The organism is Microbacterium sp. (assembly GCF_036277215.1).
Lineage (GTDB): Bacteria > Actinomycetota > Actinomycetes > Actinomycetales > Microbacteriaceae > Microbacterium.
In genome coordinates, this window is the sequence record NZ_DASUNI010000224.1 from 1 (window position 1) to 19,938 (window position 19,938).

Here is a 19,938-nt window from a genome sequence, read left to right on the forward strand (position 1 = left end):
ATCGGTGGCACTCCTTTCATGTTGACCCGCATTGGTCGGGACGGGGTTGGCAGTATTCAGTTGAATCTTGTCGAAGCGCTTCGATGAATGACAGGCGAAATCGCGGTCAGGTGAGAGAGCGTCAGAGCAGCCCCTCGCGCGGCGCTGAAGTCCGAAGGGGCGGCGAATCCGACTCCGAGGCCTTCCTCGCGACGGTGACCGATCCGCGTGACACGTACATCGGCGCGATCAGCCGAAGGCCCGGCTCGGGGCGGTCGTCGCCCAGGCTGCGCAGCGCGAGCTCCACGGCCAGGTCGCACGATGCCTGCGGCACCAGCGGGATCGAGTCCAACGGAGTGGGAAACGCGCCGGCGTCGAAGGAGGCGCCCACCGAGACGATCGAGATGTCGTCCGGAATCCCGAGCCCGCGCTCGGCGAGGTCGGCGAGCGCAACGGCATGTGCCTCTTCGGTGCAGTGCAGCACGAACCCGGTGGCTCCGGCCTCCAGCAGCCGCGCCACGGTCCGCCGCGTCTCAGACCGGCTGGTTCGCTTGGTGCCGCTCAGCCCGAAGTCGGTCTCGAGACCACGCTCCCGGGCGCGGGCCTCGAACGCCGCACGCACCCGTGGCGGGAAGTTCGATTTCTCGTAGCTGACGTCGGGGTGTCCGATCATTCCGATGGTCGTGTGCCCGGCGTCGGCGAGCCGGTCGACGGCGAGAGCGGTCGCAGCCGCGAAGTCGAGGTCCACGCAGATCAGGCCCTCGTGGTCGTCCGGCACGCCGATGAAGATCGTCGGCGTGGTGATTCCCCGCGCCAGCTGAACGCGCTCGTCGTCAGGAGCGACGTCGAGCACGAGGATCGCATCCACCAGTCCGTTCGCGGCGACGCGCCCCATCCCCGCCTTGGCGTCCTCGTCCGTCAGGAGCAGGATGTCGTAGTCATTGCGCCGTGCGGCGACCGCGGTCGCGAGCACGAACGCCATGTGGGTGGGAGCGTGGGTGTCCTTGCGCAGCGGCTCGGTCAGCGCGAAGATCTGCGTCCTGCTGCCGGCGAGCATGCGAGCACCGGCGTTGGGGCTGTAACCGAGTGTCCGCACGGCTTCCTCGATGCGGCGACGGGTATCGGGCGAAATGGGGCGCTTGCCGCTCAGGGCGTACGACACCGTGCTGATCGACACGCCGGCGGCCTCGGCCACCTCGTTGATCTTCGCCATCGCAAACTCCGTCGTCTGATCGTTATCGTCGAAGCGCTTCGCGGAAACGCTTCGACACCGATGGTAAGCGCACTCCCGATCGGAGCGCAAGAGGTTTGCGGTATTGGACAACAAATATCCGAGGACGTTCCCGTGACGTCCATTCACACCGCCCGGCCCGGACCAGCACGGCGGACTGAGCATTCTGTAACATTTCCGGGCGGTGGAGCCCCGTCGTCCGTGCGATTTGACGCAGTACGACTCAGTCCGTCATAATCGGCTTCATGACTGACAACGCGCGCTCTCTGTCCGCCCTGGAGGCGAACGGGACTGCCGGCATGATGATGGCCGGCCGCGTCGTCATGTGTCGTCGAATGTGTCGCTGACACGGTGACCCCCGCCGGATTCGCTCGCAGCTTCTGAAACGCCGCGAAGAATCCCCCAGCATTCGGCACGTGCGTCGATCACGCACAGCCGGTTGCCGCACCCAGGCCCATCGCAGAGGCCGCATCGCAGCACACATCGAACTCGCTCCCGGGAGCGGTTCTCCCCGCAAGGACCATCATCATGTCGAACACTGCTCTCCTCGAACGTCCGGCCACACCTCGTCACCTTCGTGCCGTCGCCACGTCGGCGCCCGCCGCGGAAGACGCGCAGACTCCCTCCCCCGTCGCGGCTGCACCGGCGTCGCGCAACCTGCCCCCGGGAACGGCACCGCGTGGATTCGCGCTCTACGTGGGCATCGATGAGGCGAAGGCCGCGGCGTCGGGTGTCTCGCTGGGCGTCCTGGTCGATGCGCTGCGGCGCACGCTGGCGGACCTCGCCCCCGATGCCGAGACGTACGCCACCGTCGCTCTCGCCCCAGTCGGCTCCGGCGGTCGCGACGTGGACGTCGTGCGCCTGGCCCTGCACGAGCCGTCGGCGATCGCCCGCACCAAGCAGGAGGAGCCCGAGGACGAAGACCGCGCTCCCGGCGGGGTCGTGGTCGACATCTCGCGCAAGCGCGTCCTGATCGACGGCGAGTCGGCCGCGTTCACGTTCAAGGAGTTCGAGCTTCTGCAGTACCTCGTGCTGCGCGAGGGTCGCACGATCGAGCGCGCCGAACTGGTCGGGTCCCTCTGGCACAGTGCCACCGAGGAGGAGTCGCCCGGCGAGCGCACGATCGACGTGCACGTGCGCCGTCTGCGCGCCAAGCTCGGCCGCTACGAGGACATCGTGCGGACGGTGCGCGGCGTCGGGTACCGCTTCGACCGTCACGCGGACGTGTCGATCCGCTACGGCCACGGAACACCGTCCCCGGACCGCTTCTGATCACTCGGGTCTAAAGAGTCTTCTGCACCGGCCTCGGACGCAGGTGGTTCATCCCGCCATCGACATCGAGCGCGCTTCCGGTGATCGAGCCCGACCGCGGCGAGGCGAGGAACGCGATCGCATCGGCGACCTCCTGAGGCGTGACCATGCGCCCGGTCGCCTGCCGAGCGTCCAACGCCGCACGCTCGGCGACCGGATCGGGGAAGTTCTGCAGCATCCGCTCGACGAACGCCGTGGCGACGGTCGCGGGGCGCACGCAATTCACACGGATCCCCTCGGCCACGTGATCCGTGGCCATCGCGAACGTCAGCGACATGACCGCCCCCTTGGTCGCGCTGTATACCGCCCGCTGCGGCAGGCCGTTCAGCGCCGCCACCGATGAGAGATTGACGACGGATGCCGCCCTCGATCGCCGCAGCCACGGCAGCGCTGCCGCGGTGACGCGCGCCATGCTCACCACATTGACGTCGAGCACCCGCGCCCACTCCTCGTCGGTGGCATCTTCGACCGTGCCCACCGAACTCACGCCGACGTTGTTCACCAGGATGTCGATGCCGCCGAGTTCAGTCCCGACGCGCGCGATCGCGGCATCGACCGACTCGCGCACCGTCACATCGCAGAGGATGCCGAGGGTTCCTCCGGGATGGTGCCGGTGGCACGGTCGAGCACCGCCACGCGCGCACCGCGGACGCGCAGTTCCGCTGCGGTGGCGAAGCCGATGCCCGACGCGCCGCCCGTCACGACGGCGACCAGGCCGTCCAGGTCGCCGCTCATGCCCCGTCCACGCTGTTCCGACTTCGGTGCGGCACGCCACAGCCTGCTCTGACCCGTGCGACTCTCACGCCGTCTCCCTCCGTCGGTGATCGGGCAATGCTCCCACCAACCACAGCCTTGCGCGAGGAGCTCCGCACGAACGCAGGGCCGACGCCGGTGCCGGATCGCGGGATGTCGGAACCCGCCGCGTAGGGTGGGCGCATGACGATCGCGGAGGCGCAGGCCGGACTGCGCGTCGCCATCGCGCGCGACCCGCAGCCGACATCGGATCGTCCCATCGAGACCGAGTATCGGCCCCGGCATCCGCTCGACGTCCGACGCACCGTCCTGTACCAGCGTCATGGCGGCGCAGATCCGACGATGGTCGTCTCGGGCGCGGTGATCTGGCGCGCGAGCCGCACGCCGGAGGGCATCGCGACCCTCGCCCTGCGCGAAGTCTCACGCGGCGTCATCCGAGGCGCGGCATGGGGTCCAGGCGCGGCATGGGCGCTCAGTCAGCTTCCGGCGCTGTGCGGAGCGGTCGACGATCCCGGCGACTTCGATGCGACCCGCCACCCGCTCATCGCCGCGGCACACCACCGCAATCCCGGGGTTCGGATCGGGCGCACCGACCTGTTCTTCGATGCGCTCGCCAGCGCCGTCATCGAGCAGAAGGTCACAGGGATGCAGGCCTTCGCCGCCTGGCGGTGCATCGTCACGTGGCACGGCGAGCGCGCGCCGGGACCGACACCCCGACCGATGTACGCGCCGCCCAGCATCGACGGCTGGCGGCGTGTGCCGTCATGGTCGTGGCACCGAGCAGGGCTCGAGCCCCCCCAGGCCCGCACCGTCGTCGAGGCCGCACGTCGAGGCGAGCAGATCGGCCGGGTGTTCATGTCGGCCACGGACGGCGAGGCGCGCGATCGCGTCCTGATCAGCCAGCGCGGCATCGGGCCGTGGACATCGGCCGAGACCCGCATCCGTGCGCTCGGGGATGCCGACGCGGTGAGCGTCGGCGACTACCACCTCGCCCACGAGGTCGGATACGCACTCACCGGAACGCGCGTCGACGACGACGGGATGCTGGAGCTGCTCGCTCCGTGGGCAGGCCAGCGGCAGCGGGTCATCCGGCTGATCGAGGCCAGCGGGGTCCGCGAGCCGCGCCGCGCGCCGCGACTGCACCCGGAGGACCACCGCAACCGCTGAACGCTGGCATCGCCGGGCGAAGCGGGCGAGGATAGGGGAAGCCGCACCGGTCATGGGGCCGGATCGCGCTCGTGACCGACCATTCCCCTCATCGCCGAGATCGTCCACGGCATCGCGTTCCTCCTGCCCGGCGATGTGAAGATCTTCCCGGCGGCCGCGGAAGCCGACGCCGTGCAGTGGGCGTCGGAGGGGCCGACGCAGATCTGACGCCGGCTGCCGGCAACCCCATTGCGGATGTCGGAGGGCACGACGACACTGTCACCTGCCGCGAGCAGACGGCAGCGGCATCCGATCAAACTGCGGGGAGCAGATCATGCCCAGCCTCAACCCCTACCTCTCGTTCAAGAACGAGGCACGCCCGGCCATGGAGTTCTATCAGAGCGTCCTCGGCGGCGACCTCGAGGTGTCGACCTTCGGAGAATACGAAGGCATGGTCCAGGATCCGAACGAGAACGACCTCGTCATGCATTCGCAGCTGACCACACCCGATGGTTTCGTCCTGATGGGCGCCGACACCCCGACGGGCATGGAGTACCGTCAGCCGGCCGGGATCTCGGTCTCGATCAGCGGTGACGACGAGCCGCAGCTCGAGCGGTTCTGGAACGGACTCGTCGAGGGCGGCAGCGTCACCATGCCGTTCGACGTCCCGCCGTGGGGCGGCCGATTCGGGATGCTGCGCGACAAGTTCGGCATCGACTGGATGGTCGCCTACAGCCCGGCGTCCTGACGTGCGACCAGCCGTCGCGGACCGGCCTCGCTGAATATCCGTTCGCGGGGTGCCGGAATATACTGGCGCTCGCGCGGGCGGCTGACGGCGCCGAGGATCGGAGTCTCAATGGCGGGCGGTTACTACAGCGCCCCTCTGGATGGGCAGCTTCGCCTGATGACGAAGGTCGCGCGGATGTATCACGAGCGCGGCGCACGTCAGGCCGACATCGCCCTCGCCCTGAACATCTCGCAGGCGAAGGTGTCGCGACTGCTCAAGCGCGCCGCATCCGTCGGCATCGTCCGGACGACGGTCACGGTTGCTCCCGGGGTCTATGCCGAGCTCGAGGAGCAGCTCGAGTCGCGTTACGGCCTGGCCGAGGCGGTCGTCGTGGATGTAGACCCGGACGCCGACGAGAGCGAGACGATCGCGGCGGTGGGCGCCGGCGCTGCGGCCTACCTGGAGGCGACCCTCAGCGGAAGCGACCGGATCGGCATCTCGTCGTGGAGTCAGACCCTCCTCGCGATGGTGGAGCGGATGCGCCCCTCGCCGTCGCCGCGGGCGACCGAGGTGGTGCAGCTGCTCGGGGGCATCGGCGTTCCCGAGGTGCAGGGTCACTCCCATCGGCTGCTGGCCGAACTGGCACGGATGCTGGGCGCCGCGCCGGTGTACGTGCACGCCCCGGGCATCGTCGCCGGACCCGACATCCGCGACAGCCTGCTCGAGGGCCCGGGCATGCAGGACGTCGCGGAGCGCTGGCAGCGGCTGACCATGGCAGTCATGGGCATCGGCGGGATCGAGCCGTCGGACGTGCTGGCCGAGAGCGGCAATGCGTTCGCGACAAGCGAGCGCGAGGCGCTGATCGGCGCGGGCGCCGTCGGCGACATCTGCCACCGGGTCTTCCGCGCCGACGGGTCGGTGGTGCGCGGAGAGCTCGACGATCGGATCATCGCGATCCCGGTCGACGACCTGCTCCGGGTTCCGCGGCGGGTCGGCGTCGCCGGCGGCCCACGCAAGCTCGCGGCGATCCGTGGTGCGATGACCGGCGGTTGGGTGACGGCCCTGGTGACCGACCTGTCCACTGCCCAGCAGCTGCTCGCGGACTGAGCGGGTTCACGGCAGCGCGTCGACCGCCTCGCGCAGGCGCTTGATGCCCGGCTCGAGACTCGTCAGCACCGGCACCTCCACGTGCACGCCCTCCGCCGCGCTCGCCATCGACGCCTGCGCCAGGACCACGACGTCGGCAGTCCTCGCCGCCTGCTCGATCGCCGCCCCCACCAGCCGGTCGTGGGTGGGTCGATCGCCGCCGGAGACGGCCGCGAACGCTCCATCGATCACGTCACCGGAGATGTCCGGCGTCGCGCCGGCCAGCTCCGCCCGCTCCCGGATCAGCGCCGTCGTCGGGGTGAGGGTCGTCGGGAGGGTCGCCAGAACGGCGATGCGGGATCCCAGCGACACCGCCTGATCGGCCATGGCCTCATCGATGCGCAGCACCGGGATGCCGATCCGCTGGGCCGTGGGAGCCGCAAGCTGCGAGATCGACGAGCAGGTGAGCATGACGATGTCGGCACCGGCGCTCTTCGCGGCCTGAACGAGGTCGGAGATGCGCTCGGGAACGGAGTCTGCAAGGTCGGCGTCGCCGAGGTCGGCGACGATCTTGTCGTCGAGGTAGTTGACGGTCGTCGCTCCGCCGAGATGCTGTCGCGCCAGGTCGGCCACCGGGGCGATGACGACCGCGCCGGTGTGCAGGAACGCGACGCGCCGTGATCGTGACATCTTTTACTCGCTCTCGTTGCATATTTATGCATGGTTGCTACAAGTTGCATGTCGAGCTTAGCCTGGAGCGGCATCCCTCGCCCAGCCTCCCCGGCAGGATGAACATACGAACGAAGGACATTCTGCATGCCTGCAACGACAGCGATCCGCCCGCACGCGCCGCTCAAGCCGCTCGGCGCGGCGAGCGCGCGCTGGGCGAGCGGTTTCTGGGGAAGCATCGCGGCACGCACACGCGAGGTCACGGTTCCGAGCATGTGGGACTCGCTGCGCGACGCCTCCGTGAGTCCGGGCCTGCGCAATTTCCGCATCGCGGCGGGCCTCGATGAGGGCTCCCACACCGGCCCGCCGTTCATGGACGGCGATCTCTACAAGTGGCTCGAGGCGGCTCTCGCCGAACTCGAGGTCGCGCCGGATCCGCAGCTCGGCGAAATCGTCGAGTCGGTTGCCGCGCTCATCGCGTCGGTGCAGCGCCCCGACGGCTATGTCCACACGCCGACGCTCATCGCGGCGCGCAATCACGAGAACGCGCTCGCCCTTGCCGACCGATTCCACTTCGAGACGTACAACCTCGGCCACCTGATCACCGCGGGAGTACGGCACCACGAGGTCACGGGCAGTACGACGCTGCTCGACGTCGCACGCAAAGCCGCCGGTTTCCTCGAAGACCTCGCGACGAACAAACCCGTCGAGCTGGCCCGCAGCGCGATCTGCCCGTCGCACTACATGGCCGTGATCGACCTGTACCGGGTGACCTCCGACGAGCGGTACCTGCGGCTGGCCGAAGCCTTCGTGCGCGTCCGCGACGACTTCGAAGGCGGTGACGACAACCAGGACCGCCTGCCCGTGCGCGCGCAGACAGTCGTGGCCGGTCACGCTGTGCGGGCGAACTATCTGTACGCCGGACTCGCCGACCTCGTCGCAGAGACCGGCGATGACGAATTGCGCGGCGTACTCGAGCACCTGTGGAGTGATGTCGTGGATACGAAGCTCTACCTCACGGGCGGGTGCGGGGCGCTGTACGACGGCGCATCACCTGACGGCCACCCGTGGCAGGCGGAGATCAGCCGCGTCCACCAGGCGTACGGCCGCGCCTACCAGTTGCCGCACACCACGGCCCATGCGGAATCGTGCGCGAACATCGGCATGATCCTGTGGAGCGAGCGGATGCTGGCACTCACCGCCGACGCACGCTACGCCGACGTGATCGAACGGATCGCGTACAACGCGCTGCTGGCGAGCATCAGCCTCGACGGCGCGCAGTATTTCTACACGAATGCCCTGCGGCAGGTGCGCGAGCTGCCCTTCCCACTGCGCATGCCCGGCGACACCGGGCTGTATCCGGTTCCCGAGCCGCCCGCTTCGGACCAGCGACTGCGCCAGACGTACCTGAGCTGCTTCTGCTGCCCGCCGAACATCGCGCGCACGCTCGCCCGGTTCCATGAGCGCGCGGCGTCGGTCGGCACGGACGGGCTGTACATCCACCAGTACGGCGGCAGCCACCTGCGCTTCGCCCTGCCCGACGGCCGGTCGCTCGCCCTGCGCGAGTCCAGCGACTATCCCTGGCAAGGCCGCATCGCGTTCACCGTGGAAGAGGCCGAGGGCGGCGGCATCCCGTTGCATCTGCGGGTACCGGGATGGTCGACGGATGCCGTGCTCACGGTCAACGGCGAAGCCTCTGCCGTGTCGGCGCCGGGCACGTACGCGGTCATCGAGCGGACGTGGACCGTCGGTGACGTCGTGGTGCTCGACCTGCCGATGCCGGTCCGCATGCTCCGCGCGCACCGCCTTGCCGAGGAGACGACGAACCAGGTCGCCGTGCAGCGGGGTCCGGTCGTCTATGCCGTGGAAAGCGCCGACCTGCCCGGCACCGTACGTCTCGAGCAGGTCGCCCTGCGGCGCGCCGCGACCCTGACCCCGGTGGAGGCCGAGCTGGCGGGGCACCGCTTGGTGGCCCTGGAGGCGGAGTTCGCCGTGCTGCCGGACGCGTCGTCCGACGCCCTCTACGAGGATGTCGCCGCCGAGCCCGTCGGAGCGGCATCCGGTCGTCTGATCCCCTACTTCGCGTGGGGCAATCGCGGTCCGTCGGAGATGTCGGTGTGGATGCCGGTGGTGTGGTGACCGGGACGCGCCCGCACGTTCTCGCCACCTATGTGATCGAGACCTCGCTGCCCCTGCAACGGGCGGCTGAGGTTCTGGCCGGCGAGCAGTCCACCGGCACCTTCGTTCGGGTCGCGCGGGAGTCCGACGACCTGCGGGCACGATTCGCTGCTCAGGTGGAGAGCATCGACGAGATCCCGCCGACCGGCGCGTCGCCGCTGCCGGGCGCGATCGGCGATCCGGGGGCGCGGCGGCGAGCCCTTCTGCGCCTCCGGTTCCCGCTCGACAACTTCGGCCCGTCTTTGCCGAACCTCCTCGCAGCGGTCGCCGGCAATCTCTTCGAGATCAAAGAGCTCGCGGCGATCAAGCTCGTCGATCTCGACCTCCCGGGCGCGTTCGCTGAGCGCTACCCCGGGCCGGCGTTCGGCGTCGACGGCACTCGGCGCCTGATGAGCCGGTCGGAGGGCGCGATGATCGGCACGATCGTCAAACCCAGCATCGGCCTCTCACCCGAGGATCTCGGCGAACTCGTCGGCGAGCTCGCGACCGCCGGCGTCGACTTCATCAAGGACGACGAGCTGCAGGGGAACGGTCCTACCGCGCCACTGGCCGCACGGGTCCGCGCCGTGATGCCGGTGCTGCAGCGCCACGCCGACCGCACCGGTGTGAAGCCGATGTACGCATTCAACATCACCGACGACATCGACCGGCTCGAGGCCAATCACGACCTCGTCGTGGCAGCGGGAGGCACCTGCGTCATGGTCTGCGTCAACCTGGTGGGCTTGTCCGGGCTCGAGTACCTGCGGCGACGTGCTCAGGTGCCGATCCACGGGCACCGCACCATGTTCGGTGCTCTCAGCCGCTCCGAGCAGGTCGGCTTCTCGTTCCGTGCGTGGCAGAAGCTGGTGCGTCTGTCGGGCGCCGACCACCTGCACACGAACGGCATCAGCAACAAGTTCTACGAGTCCGACGCCGAGGTGCTCGAGTCGATCGCCGCGGTCCGGGAGCCGCTTCTGGGGCTCACCCCCACCGTGCCGGTCCTCTCCTCGGGCCAGTGGGGCGGACTGGCGCACGCGACGTACTCCGCGGTCGCTACGACCGACCTGCTCGTGCTGGCCGGCGGCGGCATCCACGGCCATCCGGACGGCTCGGCGGCCGGTGTGATGAGCATGCGCGAAGCGTGGGAGTCGGCGGCGCGCGGCGAGTCGCCCGCCGCGGCGCTCGAGCACTCGGCTGCGCTGCGGCGGGCCACCGAGGTCTTCGGCCCGGTGCGTGCCTGAGAAGACGCGTGGACTGGGCCGGGTGTCTAGGCTCGGAGCCGTGCCCCGTCTGAGAGCCGCGTTCTACGGCGACGACTTCACCGGCAGCGTCGACGCGCTCCTGCAGTTCGCGCGTCGTGGATGGACCGGTCGCCTGTTCGTCGGACTGCCGGATGCCGCCGCGCTCGAGCGCGCCGCGTCGGAGTGCGATGTGGTCGGCATCGCCGGCATCGCGAGATCCCTCTCCACCGCCGACCTGGATGGGGAGGTGCGTCCCGTGCTGCAGGCTCTCGTCGCACTCCAGCCGCGGGTCGTGCAGTACAAGGCCTGCTCCACCGCGGACTCATCACCCACCATCGGCAGCATCGGGCGGGTCCTCGAGCTCGGGCGCGAGCTCGTGGGCGAGCAGACCGTCCCCTTCGTGTTCGCTCAACCCGATTTCGGGAGGTACACCCTGCACGGCGTGCACTTCGCCGCCGAAGGAGGGATCGTCTACCGGCTCGACCGGCAGCCCACGATGTCGACGCACCCGACGACGCCCATGACCGAACCCGACCTCGCCGTCCACTTCTCGCACCAGACCGACCTGCCGATCGGAAGCATTCCGTTCACGGCATACGGCGGTGACGACGGTGCGGATCTTGCGGATCGGATCCTCGGCTCGGGCGACGCGGCGGTCGTCCTCGACGCTGTGCTCGACGAGCACCTCGAGGTGATCGGTCGCGCACTGCGGCGGCTCGATGAGCCCTTGTTCGCGGTCGGATCCGGTGGTCTCAGCCTTGCGATCGCCGCGGCTGAGGGCGAGGAGCCGGCGCCGCTCCCATCCCGCACGGGCTCCTCCGGACCGGTGCTCGCCGTGTCGGGCAGTCGCTCATCGCAGACCCGCCGGCAGATGGATGCCGCGGCCGCGGCGGGATGGCTCGTGCAGCCGCTCGCACTGGGAGCATCCCGCGCGTCGGCTCAGCTGGACTGGGTCCTCTCCGCGCTCCGCGCCGGAAACAGCGTCGCACTCAGCTCGGACGATGCCGACACGACGGCAGCGGATCGGCCCGTGCTCGAGGCACTCGCAGATGCCGCCGCGGCGATGGTCGCGGGGGCCGCCGGGGCCGGTGCGGCGCGGCGGATCATCGTGTGCGGCGGCGACACGTCCAGCCGGGTCACCCGGCAACTCGGCGTCGAGTCGCTATCGATCGCCGCCAATCCGGAGGGCAACGTCGTTCTGCTGACCGCCCACTCCGCCGACCCGGCGATCGACGGGCTCGAGCTGCTGTTGAAAGGCGGTCAGGTGGGCGGCGTCGACCTGTTCGACAGCATCCGCGCCCTCGGCGGTTGAACGCTCCTTGGCTCGCTGCCGCGGTCGTAGGCTGGGCGCATGTCTGAACCTCGCACCGGCTGGCCCAAGGGCCGCGTCCAGTGGCTCCTCGGCACCGTCCTCATCGTCGCCCTCGGCGTGCTGTTCGGCCTGATCTGGGGTCAGCTGTGGATCGGGCTCGTCCTGGCCGGCGCGGTCTCGATCGGCTGGCTGATCGCGTACGAGTCGTGGCGTGGCCGGCATGTGGGCCTGGACGACCCGGACGACACCGGCGCCCAGCTCTGACCCGCCGGTTCGCCTGTCACGCTCGGCGGATCCGCCGGCGTGTCGTGACAGGCGAGCCCGTCGCACCTGAGCCCGACCCGCGCCATGGCTGACGCGGGTCAGCCCCAGAGAGTCAGCTTCTCGGGATTGCGCATGATCCACACGTCCGAGATCCGGCCCTCGCGCACGCCGAGCGTGATCACGCTGTGCGCGGCGCCGTCCATCGTCACGAAGAACCCGAGCCCGTCGGGCGTCAGCGTCGGTGCGACCTGCGCGCCTGGCGCGAGCCGCGGAATCCCGAGCAGGAAGCGTCCGACGCGATCCGCGCCTCGCACCGGCCGGCGTGCGGCCGAGACGAACCCGCCGCCGTCGCTGTGGAGCACGACATCCGGGTCGAGGACGCTGATGAGAGCCCCCAGGTCGCCCTGCGCGCAGGCCACCGCGAACGCCTGCGCGAGGGCGTCATGCGCCTCGCGGGACGCCGCCCCCTCCCGCCTCTCGCGGATGTGCCGCCGCGCCTGCGACGCGAGCTGGCGGCACGCGTCGGGGGAGCGCCCGACGGTCTCGGCGATCTCGGCGAACGGCAGTCCGAACACGTCGTGCAGCACGAAGGCGACCCGCTCCGCGGGGCTGAGCGCCTCGAGCACGACCAGCAGAGCCGTGCTCACGGAGTCGTCGAGGGTGACCTGCTCCAGCGGGTCGGCGGCGACGGATGCCGCGAAGGCTGACGTCCCCGGCAGCGGCTCGGGCAGCCACTCCCCCACGTAGCGCTCTCGGCGCGCCCGCGCCGAGCCGAGCATGTCGAGGCAGATGCGACCGGCGACGCGCATGAGCCAGGCACCGGGATTGTCGATCGCTGCGCGCTCCGCGTCGCTCAGCCGATACCAGCGCGCGTACGTCTCCTGCACGGCGTCCTCGGCGTCTGCCACGGTGCCGAGCATCCGATATCCCAGCCCCATCAGCTGGCTGCGCTCACGCTCGAGGGTCTCGATGGGCTCGGTCACGCGACATCCTTTCCTCTTGTGCACTGTACGACGACGCGGTGCGCGCAGATGTGAGCACCAGCAGCCTCACATTCTCTGCGGCCGCATCGTCGGAGGAGTGTGAGCATGAACATGAGGCGAGTGATCCTCGGGGTGACGGCTGCGCTCGGCCTCTACGTGGGCGTCTGGGCGGCGACCTCCCCGCAGTCGTTCTACGACTCCTTCCCGGGGGTGGGCTTCATCTGGATCTCGGTCGACGGTCCGTACAACGAGCACCTGATCCGGGACGTGGGCTCTTTGTACCTCGCCCTGTCGGCGGCCGCCGTCGCCGCGACCTTCTCACGCACACCGGATGCCGGCCGCGTCGTCGGCGTCGCGTGGGCCGTGTTCGGCGTCCCCCACTTCGCCTACCACGCCGCGCACTTCGCCCACATGCCGACGATCGACGTGGTCGGCAACATCGTCAGCCTGGGCGCGAGCCTTCTGCTGGGCGTCGTGCTGATGCTGCCCGGGCCGCGCTCGGCTCGTGTGTCGCATTCGGCGCGCACGGCCGACATTTCGTGACAGGCGATAAGCGCCAACCCAGCCGCAACCCGCAAACCGCAACCGCAGAGGAGAGAGCACGATGAGAATCGCCGTCGCAGGAGGAACCGGCCAGGTCGGCGCACACGTCGTCGCCGCGGCGCGAGCGCGCGGGCACGACGTCGTGGTGCTCGCGCGAAGCACCGGAGTCGACCTGGTGACGGGCGCCGGGGTCGCCGCGGCGCTGGCGGGCGCGGATGCCGTTCTCGACGTCGTCAGCGTGACGACCCTCGGCGCCGCCGAGTCCATCGCGTTCTTCGAGGGGACCACCCGGACGCTGCTGGCCGCAGAGGCGGAGGCGGGCGTCGGGCATCACCTCGCGCTGTCGATCGTCGGCATCGAGCGCGCGCCGGAGGGTTACTACGCCGGAAAGCTCGCTCAGGAGCGGCTCGTGGAAGCGGGCGCCACCCCCTGGACGATCCTGCGCGCAACGCAGTTCCACGAGTTCGCGAGGCAGATCTACGCGCGAGCGAGGATCGGTCCGTTCCACGTCGCACCGAAGATGCGGACGCAGCCGATCGCCGCCCGGGAGGTCGGCGGGCACCTCGTCACGCTGGCCGAGGCCGGTCCGGCGGGCCGGTCCCGCGATCTCGCCGGCCCCCGCGAGGAGAGCCTGGTCGAGATGGTGCGCGGGTACGCCCGAGCCCGCGGCTCGCGCGCCTGGATCCCGGCGATCCCGCTCCCGGGTGCCTCCGGTCGTGCGCAGCGGGACGGCTCACTGCTGCCGAACCCGGATGCGCTCCTCGGAACCCAGACCTACGCCGACTGGCTCGCCGCGCTTCCCGCGCGCACCGCCGAGCGGGCCAGCGCATCCGCCCCGGCATCCGGCGCCGGCTCGAGCTGATCGGCGGGCACGCGGAGGGCGGCCTGGTCGCGGAAGTGCCCGATGAGCGTGAGCACGACGCCGCCGACCAGCCAGCAGAGGAGGATCGTCCACTGCGTCGCCGTCGCGGCATCCGGGAAGTAGCTCAGGGACCGGATCAGGTTCGAAGCGGCGCCGGGTACGAAGAACTGTCCGATCTGACCCCACGGCTCGGGCAGGAACTGCCATGGTGAGGCGGCGGCCGAGATCGGATTCGCGATCAGGATCGTGACGATCGCGGCGATGCCGAGTCCGGGCCGTCCGAAGACGGCGTTCATGCCGGTGATGAATGCCGCGGTGGCGGTCATGCCGAGTCCGAGCGCGGCCGCGTTGAGCAGCCAGTCGCCCTGCAGCAGCCCGAACCAGGTCTGCATCACCAGCGCGGCGAGCACACCGGCCGTGACCCCGAACACCAGCAGGCCGATCAGACGTCGGACCGCTCCGACCACCACCAGCGAAAGCAGGATTCCGCCGAGCATCCCGCCGATGGTGAGCGGGAAACTGGCCGCGGCGAGGCCGGCGCCGGTCGGATCGGACTCGGCGAGCGGAACGACGTCCGTGACGGTCACCTGCGGAATCTCCGGGGCGGCACCGGCGGACGGCGGGGATGAGGGCGGCTGGCCCGAGGCGAGCGCAGCTCCGAGCTGCTGCAGCTGCGCGAGAATGGCCGCCTGCGCCGCCTCGCTGATCTGGCTCTGCAGCTGCGTCGCCACCCCGCGGAGCGCCTGGGTGGCCGCAGGCCCGGCTGCGGTCGCCACCAGCACCTCAGGTCCGTCGAGGAGTATCGCGCCGTACAGCTCGCGCGACTCGATCCGCGAGACCGCGTCGTCGCGCGAATCCACCTCGACCAGGATGAACGGCGCCGGGTCCTGCTCGTCCAGGGCGGCTTCGACGGCCGTGACCCGCTCCGCCGGACCGCTGATGCCCACAGGCAGATTCTTCGGCTGCGATGTGGCGGCCGGCCAGACGAATGCCATCACCAGCACGGCGATGACGATCCCGCCCACGAGTCCGTACAGGGCAGCGACCGACCACTTCGTGCGGCGGGATGACGTGTGTGCAGCATCGTGGGCCATGAGGACTCCCAAAGAGAATGGATGTTCTTTTTCAGAGGATAACAGAACGGCTATTCTTTTTGAATGCCTCGCGTCTCCGACGACTACCGCCGCGCGCGGCGCGACGAGATCGCGCTCGCCGCCGTCCGCTGCCTCGAGCGGAAGGGAGTGCACGAGACATCCATCGCCGACATCGTCGAGGAATCGGGCCTGTCCACCGGGGCGATCTACTCGCACTTCACCAGCAAGAGCGAGCTCGCGCGCTACATCGTCGGGCAGTACCTGTTCCCACGCCTGCAGGAGCTCGAGCACTCCGTCGCCGTCCGTTCGCCGCGCCAGCTGCTCGAGACACTTCTGCGGGTGTTCACCGAGGACGGCCTGCCCGCGCGCATCGTGGTCCAGTTCTGGGGCGAGGCGGCTCTTGCGGGCGACCTGCGAGACGAGATGATGCGCACCGCGGCACGGCTGCGCGAGACGATCGCGCACGCCCTGCTTCCCTGGGCGCGACAGCAGACCACGACGGATGCCGCAGCAGAGTCGCTCGCCGCGGAAAGCACCCGCGCCGTCACGGCGCTCGCACAGGGCTTCGTCGCCAACACGGCCGTCTTCGGACCCCGGGAACCACGCGAGTACATCGACTCGGTGGTGGCGGCGCTCAGCTGAAGGTCCTGACCCCCGCGGCCTCTACATCTCCTCGTGCGTGTCGGGATGCGCGCCCCACAGGCGGCCACGCTCGAGACCGGAGATCACACCGACCTCGTCGTCCGTCAGGGCGAATCCGAACACGTCGGCGTTCTCGCGCTGACGGTCGGGGTCGGCCGACTTGGGGATCGGGGTGCTGCCGAGCTGAACGTGCCAACGCAGCACGATCTGAGTGGGCGTGACCCCGTAGATCTCGGCGAGCTCCTGCAGCACCTGCTCCTGAAGCAGCTCGCTGCGGCGGGCGAGCGGGCTCCAGCTCTCGGTGCGGATGCCGTGCTCGGCGTGGAACGCGCGCAACTCGGTCTGCGGGAAGTAGGGGTGCAACTCGACCTGGTTCACCGCGGGCGTGACACCGGTCTCGTCGATCAGCCGCGTGAGCATCGCCTCGGTGAAGTTCGAGACGCCGATCGAACGCAGCAGCTGCCGTTCGCGCAGGTCGATCATCGCGCGCCACGTGTCGACGTACTTGTCGACGCTGGGGTTCGGCCAGTGGATGAGCGACAGGTCGATCCAGTCGAGCCCCATCACGGCGAGCGAGCCGTTCGTGCTCTCGATCGCGTCGTCGTAGCCGTGGTGGCGCCCCGGGATCTTCGTGGTGACGAGCAGCTCGTCGCGATCGACGGAGGCGGCGCGGACGGCGTCGCCGACCTCGCGCTCGTTCTCGTAGTTCACTGCGGTGTCGAGCAGGCGGTAGCCCGCGTCGATCGCGGCGACGATCGACTCGACGCCCTCGGCGCCGCGGAGGCCGTACGTGCCGAGTCCGAGTTCGGGGAAGGCGATGCCGTCGTTCAATGTCACGGTGGGGATGGTGGGCATGCTTCCATCCTTGCGCAGTCTCCGCTCGTGGCGCACGGTTCGTCCCACAGGTCGTCGTCCCTTGTCCCGGTCCGTCGGTAGAGGGCCGCGTCGAGGCGGCGCTGGCGGCCGGCGGCCGCGTCGCGGCCTCGAATGCGCCGGAGTGGTGGACGCTCGCATCGCCCGACAACCACGGCGTGGATCTCGCGGCGTGGCCCGACGACTACGGCGACGAGGAGATGGATCCGGTCTGAGATGATCGAGCCATGCAGGCTCGAGAGATCGCGCTGGCCATCGACCTGGGCGGCACCAAGGTCGATGCCGCGTTGGTCGGTGCCGACGGCAGGGTGGTGCCGGGCACCGTTCACCGTGCGCCCACCGGGCGGGATGCCGCGCGGGAGGATGTCGCGCGGTCGATCCGCGAAGTCGCCGCCGCTGCGGTCGCCGACCTCGGCGCCCGGGACCGCCTGATCGGCGTCGGAATCGGCTCCGCCGGTCCGGTCGACCTCGACGGAGGCGCGATCGCACCCCTGAATCTCCCTGCCATCGCCGGCCTGCGCATCGTCCCGCTCGCGCAGCAGGTGGCTCCCGGCGTGCCGGTGCGCCTGGCACTCGACGGCGCCTGCATCGCGCTGGCCGAGCACTGGCGCGGGGCCGCGGCCGGCGCGCGCAATGCGCTCGCGATGGTCGTATCGACCGGCGTCGGCGGCGGCCTCATCGTCGACGGCGCGCTGGTGACGGGCCGCTCCGGAAACGCCGGTCACATCGGCCAGCTGCGGCTGCGCCAGCGCGCTCCCGGTGGGCCGCCGACCGACGGCACCCTCGAGGCGCTGGCCTCGGGCCCGTCGGCCGTGGCCTGGGCTCGCGGACAGGGGTGGGCGGGTGCCACGGGCGAAGAGCTCTCCGGCGCGTACGCCGCGGGTGATCCGGTCGCGGTCGCTGCGGTGCGCCGCTCCGCGGGCGCGGTCGGAGAGGCGATCGCCGACGTCGCGACGCTGCTCGACCTCGACGTCGCGGTGATCGCGGGCGGGTTCGCGCGCGTCGCTGAGGACTACCTCGACCTGGTCCGCACCGCCGCGGCGGAGGCGGCGGTCTTCGACTACGCCCGAGCCGTGCGGATCGATGCGTCCGGCTTGGACGGGCACGGCCCGCTCATCGGCGCCGGCGCTCTGGTGCTGCGCTGAGCATGAGCGAGGTCCGCGTCCTCGTACAGTCGCGGTGCGACACAATGTCGACATGCCGCTGAATTCCCCCGACCTCCTGAAGGAACGCGCGCACTTCAGCCGCGCGGAGTCCCGCGAGCTCGGAAAGAGTCTCCGCCGCGTCGTGGCACGATCCGAGTTGGCCCAGCGGCGGCCGGCGCAGCGCGACGCGGTGGCGCATCTTCGAGAGCAGAACGCCGAGCGCGTCGCAGAGCTCGTTCCGGTGCGCATGCAGCGCATGCTCGCGAGCCCCTTCGCGTTCTACCGCGGCACCGCCGGTCTGATGGCCCTGGATCTCGGCCGCGACCCGCACTCGGGCATCCTCGTCGCCGCCTGCGGCGACGCGCACATCAGCAACTTCGGCTTCTACGCCTCCCCGGAGCGTCAGCTCGTGTTCGACCTCAACGACTTCGACGAGGCGGCCGTCGCCCCCTGGGAGTGGGACGTGAAGCGTCTTCTGACGAGCGTCATCGTCGGCGGTCGCGCAGCGGGCTACGACGAGGGCGACATCCAGAGGATCGCCGTCCTCGCCTTCGCGCAGTACGTCACGGTGCTGCGCCAGCTCGTCGAACTGGACCCTGCCGGGCGTTATTTCATGCACCTGAACGTCGACTCCGCCCGGCGGCAGCTGAGCCGCGAGGGTCGGCGCGTGCTCAGGGCGGCTCTGGCCGCCGCCGAGCGGCGCACCTCCGAGCGTGCCGTCCATCGCACCACCGAGCGAGGCGACGACGGCAGTCTGCGGTTCGTGGAGAATCCGCCCACGATGGTGCGCTTCCGACTCGACGAGGCGGTCCCGGTGCACGGCGCGGAGCGGGCGGAGTCGATACACGCCCTGTTCGTCGCTTACCGCGACACGGTGGGCATCGACATCGACACCGTGCTCGCACAGTACGAACCGACCGATCTTGCCCGCCGTGTGGTGGGTGTCGGCAGCGTCGGGACACGCTGCTACCTGCAGCTCCTGCAGGGCGCCGACGAAGACGCGCTCCTGCTGCAGGTGAAGGAGGCGGGCGAATCGGTGCTCTCCCGCTACGGCGGCATCCCGCAGCCCGCTCGCATCACGGAGGGCGTGGCCGTCCACGGACAGGGCTTCCGCGTGGTGGGACTGCAGCGCGTGCTGCAGGCGGTCTCCGACCCCTTCGTGGGCCACCTGCAGGCGAACGGGCGCGACTTCTACGTCCGGCAGTTCCACGACATGAAGGGATCGGTCGAGCTCGACGACCTCCCTCTCGGCGCGTTCACCGACTACGTCTGGTCGTGCGCCGGCCTTCTTGGACGCGCCCACTCGCAGAGCCCCACGGCGGGACAGGTGCTCGGGTACATCGGCGGATCGGATGCCGCGGCGCGGGCGATCGTCGCGTGGTCGACCGCGTACGCCGACCAATCGCTGCGCGACTTCCAGGAAGCCACCGCCGCAACCTGGTGAGAGCAGGTGCGCCGCCGACATCGCAGAAGACCCGACCCCGTCGTGCCGGGTCGGGTCTGGTGCGGTCGAAGCGACGGTCAGCGTGCGCCGGATATCGTGGCGCTGCCCGCTGACACGGTCACGTCCACGACGTTCCCCGAGTCGGCGTCGACTCGGAGGCGGTTGTCGAACTCCCCGGCCGACACGTCCGAACGCACGTCGTAGTCGGCATCCGGAACGGTCAGTTCGAGCGAACCCGCGCTGACGTCGACGGTCACCAGGCGCGGCGCGGATCCCGTGAGCCGGGACTCGACCGCACCGGCACTCACCGAGAACGTCGCCTCGGCGACGTCGGCCAGATCGATGTCGGCGCCGCCCGCGCTGAGCTCGGCGGAGAGCGTGTCTGCTGAGCCGTCTACGGTGAGCGAGCCGGCGCCCACCTGGATCTCGAGGTCCGCGAAGTCGCCGTCCACCGTCAGGTCGCCGGCGGACAGGTC

General features: G+C 70.2%; 18 protein-coding genes and 2 pseudogenes. 13 read left to right on the forward strand and 7 right to left on the reverse strand.

Annotated features, from left to right (window positions below):
* Window positions 1–121: 121 nt before the first annotated feature.
* Window positions 122–1,192 (reverse strand): LacI family DNA-binding transcriptional regulator, encoded by a 1,071-nt coding sequence (locus VFX99_RS11280; protein ID WP_329666389.1) that lies wholly within the window; start codon window positions 1,190–1,192, stop codon window positions 122–124.
* 546 nt (window positions 1,193–1,738) lie between these two features.
* On the opposite strand from VFX99_RS11280, the gene VFX99_RS11285 reads away from it, so the two are divergent.
* The gene (locus tag VFX99_RS11285; protein WP_329666390.1) at window positions 1,739–2,482 is read left to right on the forward strand and encodes a winged helix-turn-helix domain-containing protein; all 744 of its coding nucleotides are present in this window, start codon (window positions 1,739–1,741) and stop codon (window positions 2,480–2,482) included.
* Window positions 2,483–2,492: 10 nt separating this feature from the next.
* Here the strand turns inward: VFX99_RS11285 and VFX99_RS11290 are convergent.
* A pseudogene (locus VFX99_RS11290) lies at window positions 2,493–3,256 on the reverse strand (SDR family NAD(P)-dependent oxidoreductase).
* Between the two features lie 201 nt (window positions 3,257–3,457).
* Here VFX99_RS11290 and VFX99_RS11295 point away from each other — a divergent pair.
* From VFX99_RS11295 to VFX99_RS11305, 3 genes are all read left to right on the forward strand, one after another.
* A complete protein-coding gene (locus tag VFX99_RS11295; protein ID WP_329666391.1) occupies window positions 3,458–4,441 on the forward strand; it encodes a DNA-3-methyladenine glycosylase 2 family protein in 984 nt (327 codons plus the stop codon).
* A 313-nt stretch (window positions 4,442–4,754) separates the two neighbouring features.
* Complete coding sequence (locus VFX99_RS11300) at window positions 4,755–5,168, forward strand: VOC family protein (RefSeq protein WP_329666392.1); 414 nt, start codon at window positions 4,755–4,757, stop codon at window positions 5,166–5,168.
* Window positions 5,169–5,324: 156 nt separating this feature from the next.
* Entirely contained in the window at window positions 5,325–6,254 is a 930-nt protein-coding gene (locus tag VFX99_RS11305) for a sugar-binding transcriptional regulator (protein ID WP_329666393.1), read from the forward strand.
* Between the two features lie 6 nt (window positions 6,255–6,260).
* Here the strand turns inward: VFX99_RS11305 and VFX99_RS11310 are convergent, their stop codons facing one another.
* Window positions 6,261–6,923 (reverse strand): aspartate/glutamate racemase family protein, encoded by a 663-nt coding sequence (locus VFX99_RS11310; RefSeq protein WP_329666394.1) that lies wholly within the window; start codon window positions 6,921–6,923, stop codon window positions 6,261–6,263.
* A 126-nt stretch (window positions 6,924–7,049) separates the two neighbouring features.
* Between VFX99_RS11310 and VFX99_RS11315 the strand changes: the two genes are divergently transcribed.
* Genes VFX99_RS11315 through VFX99_RS11330 form a run of 4 tightly spaced genes read left to right on the forward strand, consistent with a single transcriptional unit; the run spans window position 7,050 to window position 11,876 of the window.
* On the forward strand, window positions 7,050–9,041 hold the full coding sequence (locus VFX99_RS11315) for a glycoside hydrolase family 127 protein (RefSeq protein WP_329666395.1): 1,992 nt from the start codon (window positions 7,050–7,052) through the stop codon (window positions 9,039–9,041).
* Complete coding sequence (locus tag VFX99_RS11320; RefSeq protein ID WP_329666396.1) at window positions 8,987–10,300, forward strand: RuBisCO large subunit C-terminal-like domain-containing protein; 1,314 nt, start codon at window positions 8,987–8,989, stop codon at window positions 10,298–10,300. The genes VFX99_RS11315 and VFX99_RS11320 overlap by 55 nt, the downstream gene beginning before the upstream one ends.
* A 40-nt stretch (window positions 10,301–10,340) precedes the next feature.
* Complete coding sequence (locus VFX99_RS11325) at window positions 10,341–11,612, forward strand: four-carbon acid sugar kinase family protein (RefSeq protein WP_329666397.1); 1,272 nt, start codon at window positions 10,341–10,343, stop codon at window positions 11,610–11,612.
* 39 nt (window positions 11,613–11,651) lie between these two features.
* On the forward strand, window positions 11,652–11,876 hold the full coding sequence (locus tag VFX99_RS11330) for a hypothetical protein (RefSeq protein WP_329666398.1): 225 nt from the start codon (window positions 11,652–11,654) through the stop codon (window positions 11,874–11,876).
* Window positions 11,877–11,974: 98 nt separating this feature from the next.
* Here the strand turns inward: VFX99_RS11330 and sigJ are convergent, their stop codons facing one another.
* Window positions 11,975–12,859 (reverse strand): RNA polymerase sigma factor SigJ, encoded by an 885-nt coding sequence (gene sigJ / locus VFX99_RS11335; RefSeq protein ID WP_329666399.1) that lies wholly within the window; start codon window positions 12,857–12,859, stop codon window positions 11,975–11,977.
* Between the two features lie 105 nt (window positions 12,860–12,964).
* Here sigJ and VFX99_RS11340 point away from each other — a divergent pair, with 105 nt between their 5' ends.
* Window positions 12,965–13,402, forward strand: coding sequence for a hypothetical protein (locus VFX99_RS11340; RefSeq protein ID WP_329666400.1), 438 nt, complete (start codon window positions 12,965–12,967; stop codon window positions 13,400–13,402).
* 61 nt (window positions 13,403–13,463) lie between these two features.
* Window positions 13,464–14,264: an SDR family oxidoreductase gene (locus VFX99_RS11345; protein ID WP_329666401.1), complete on the forward strand. Its 801-nt coding sequence runs from the start codon at window positions 13,464–13,466 to the stop codon at window positions 14,262–14,264.
* On the opposite strand, the gene VFX99_RS11350 is transcribed toward VFX99_RS11345, so the two are convergent.
* Complete coding sequence (locus VFX99_RS11350; RefSeq protein WP_329666402.1) at window positions 14,177–15,358, reverse strand: hypothetical protein; 1,182 nt, start codon at window positions 15,356–15,358, stop codon at window positions 14,177–14,179. The two genes, VFX99_RS11345 and VFX99_RS11350, sit on opposite strands and share 88 nt — an antisense overlap.
* Before the next feature lie 63 nt (window positions 15,359–15,421).
* Here VFX99_RS11350 and VFX99_RS11355 point away from each other — a divergent pair, with 63 nt between their 5' ends.
* The gene (locus tag VFX99_RS11355; RefSeq protein ID WP_329666403.1) at window positions 15,422–16,000 is read left to right on the forward strand and encodes a TetR/AcrR family transcriptional regulator; all 579 of its coding nucleotides are present in this window, start codon (window positions 15,422–15,424) and stop codon (window positions 15,998–16,000) included.
* Window positions 16,001–16,021: 21 nt separating this feature from the next.
* Here VFX99_RS11355 and VFX99_RS11360 read toward each other — a convergent pair whose 3' ends face one another.
* Window positions 16,022–16,855 carry an aldo/keto reductase gene (locus VFX99_RS11360; RefSeq protein WP_329666404.1) on the reverse strand — a complete coding sequence of 278 codons (834 nt, stop codon included), beginning with the start codon at window positions 16,853–16,855 and terminating at the stop codon, window positions 16,022–16,024.
* A 245-nt stretch (window positions 16,856–17,100) separates the two neighbouring features.
* Between VFX99_RS11360 and VFX99_RS11365 the strand changes: the two genes are divergently transcribed.
* On the forward strand, window positions 17,101–18,018 hold the full coding sequence (locus tag VFX99_RS11365) for an ROK family protein (protein ID WP_329666405.1): 918 nt from the start codon (window positions 17,101–17,103) through the stop codon (window positions 18,016–18,018).
* A gap of 52 nt (window positions 18,019–18,070) precedes the next feature.
* Entirely contained in the window at window positions 18,071–19,462 is a 1,392-nt protein-coding gene (locus VFX99_RS11370) for a DUF2252 domain-containing protein (RefSeq protein ID WP_329666406.1), read from the forward strand.
* Window positions 19,463–19,539: 77 nt separating this feature from the next.
* Here the strand turns inward: VFX99_RS11370 and VFX99_RS11375 are convergent.
* Window positions 19,540–19,938, reverse strand: a pseudogene (locus VFX99_RS11375) (hypothetical protein); the annotation flags it as partial.

Coding starts and splice junctions, on each gene's coding strand:
- VFX99_RS11280 (WP_329666389.1), bottom strand. CDS start 1,192: ATGGCGAAGATCAACGAGGTGGCCGAGGCCGCCGGCGTGTCGATCAGC.
- VFX99_RS11285 (WP_329666390.1), top strand. CDS start 1,739: ATGTCGAACACTGCTCTCCTCGAACGTCCGGCCACACCTCGTCACCTT.
- VFX99_RS11295 (WP_329666391.1), top strand. CDS start 3,458: ATGACGATCGCGGAGGCGCAGGCCGGACTGCGCGTCGCCATCGCGCGC.
- VFX99_RS11300 (WP_329666392.1), top strand. CDS start 4,755: ATGCCCAGCCTCAACCCCTACCTCTCGTTCAAGAACGAGGCACGCCCG.
- VFX99_RS11305 (WP_329666393.1), top strand. CDS start 5,325: ATGACGAAGGTCGCGCGGATGTATCACGAGCGCGGCGCACGTCAGGCC.
- VFX99_RS11310 (WP_329666394.1), bottom strand. CDS start 6,923: ATGTCACGATCACGGCGCGTCGCGTTCCTGCACACCGGCGCGGTCGTC.
- VFX99_RS11315 (WP_329666395.1), top strand. CDS start 7,050: ATGCCTGCAACGACAGCGATCCGCCCGCACGCGCCGCTCAAGCCGCTC.
- VFX99_RS11330 (WP_329666398.1), top strand. CDS start 11,652: ATGTCTGAACCTCGCACCGGCTGGCCCAAGGGCCGCGTCCAGTGGCTC.
- VFX99_RS11340 (WP_329666400.1), top strand. CDS start 12,965: ATGAACATGAGGCGAGTGATCCTCGGGGTGACGGCTGCGCTCGGCCTC.
- VFX99_RS11345 (WP_329666401.1), top strand. CDS start 13,464: ATGAGAATCGCCGTCGCAGGAGGAACCGGCCAGGTCGGCGCACACGTC.
- VFX99_RS11350 (WP_329666402.1), bottom strand. CDS start 15,358: ATGGCCCACGATGCTGCACACACGTCATCCCGCCGCACGAAGTGGTCG.
- VFX99_RS11355 (WP_329666403.1), top strand. CDS start 15,422: ATGCCTCGCGTCTCCGACGACTACCGCCGCGCGCGGCGCGACGAGATC.
- VFX99_RS11360 (WP_329666404.1), bottom strand. CDS start 16,855: ATGCCCACCATCCCCACCGTGACATTGAACGACGGCATCGCCTTCCCC.
- VFX99_RS11365 (WP_329666405.1), top strand. CDS start 17,101: ATGCAGGCTCGAGAGATCGCGCTGGCCATCGACCTGGGCGGCACCAAG.
- VFX99_RS11370 (WP_329666406.1), top strand. CDS start 18,071: ATGCCGCTGAATTCCCCCGACCTCCTGAAGGAACGCGCGCACTTCAGC.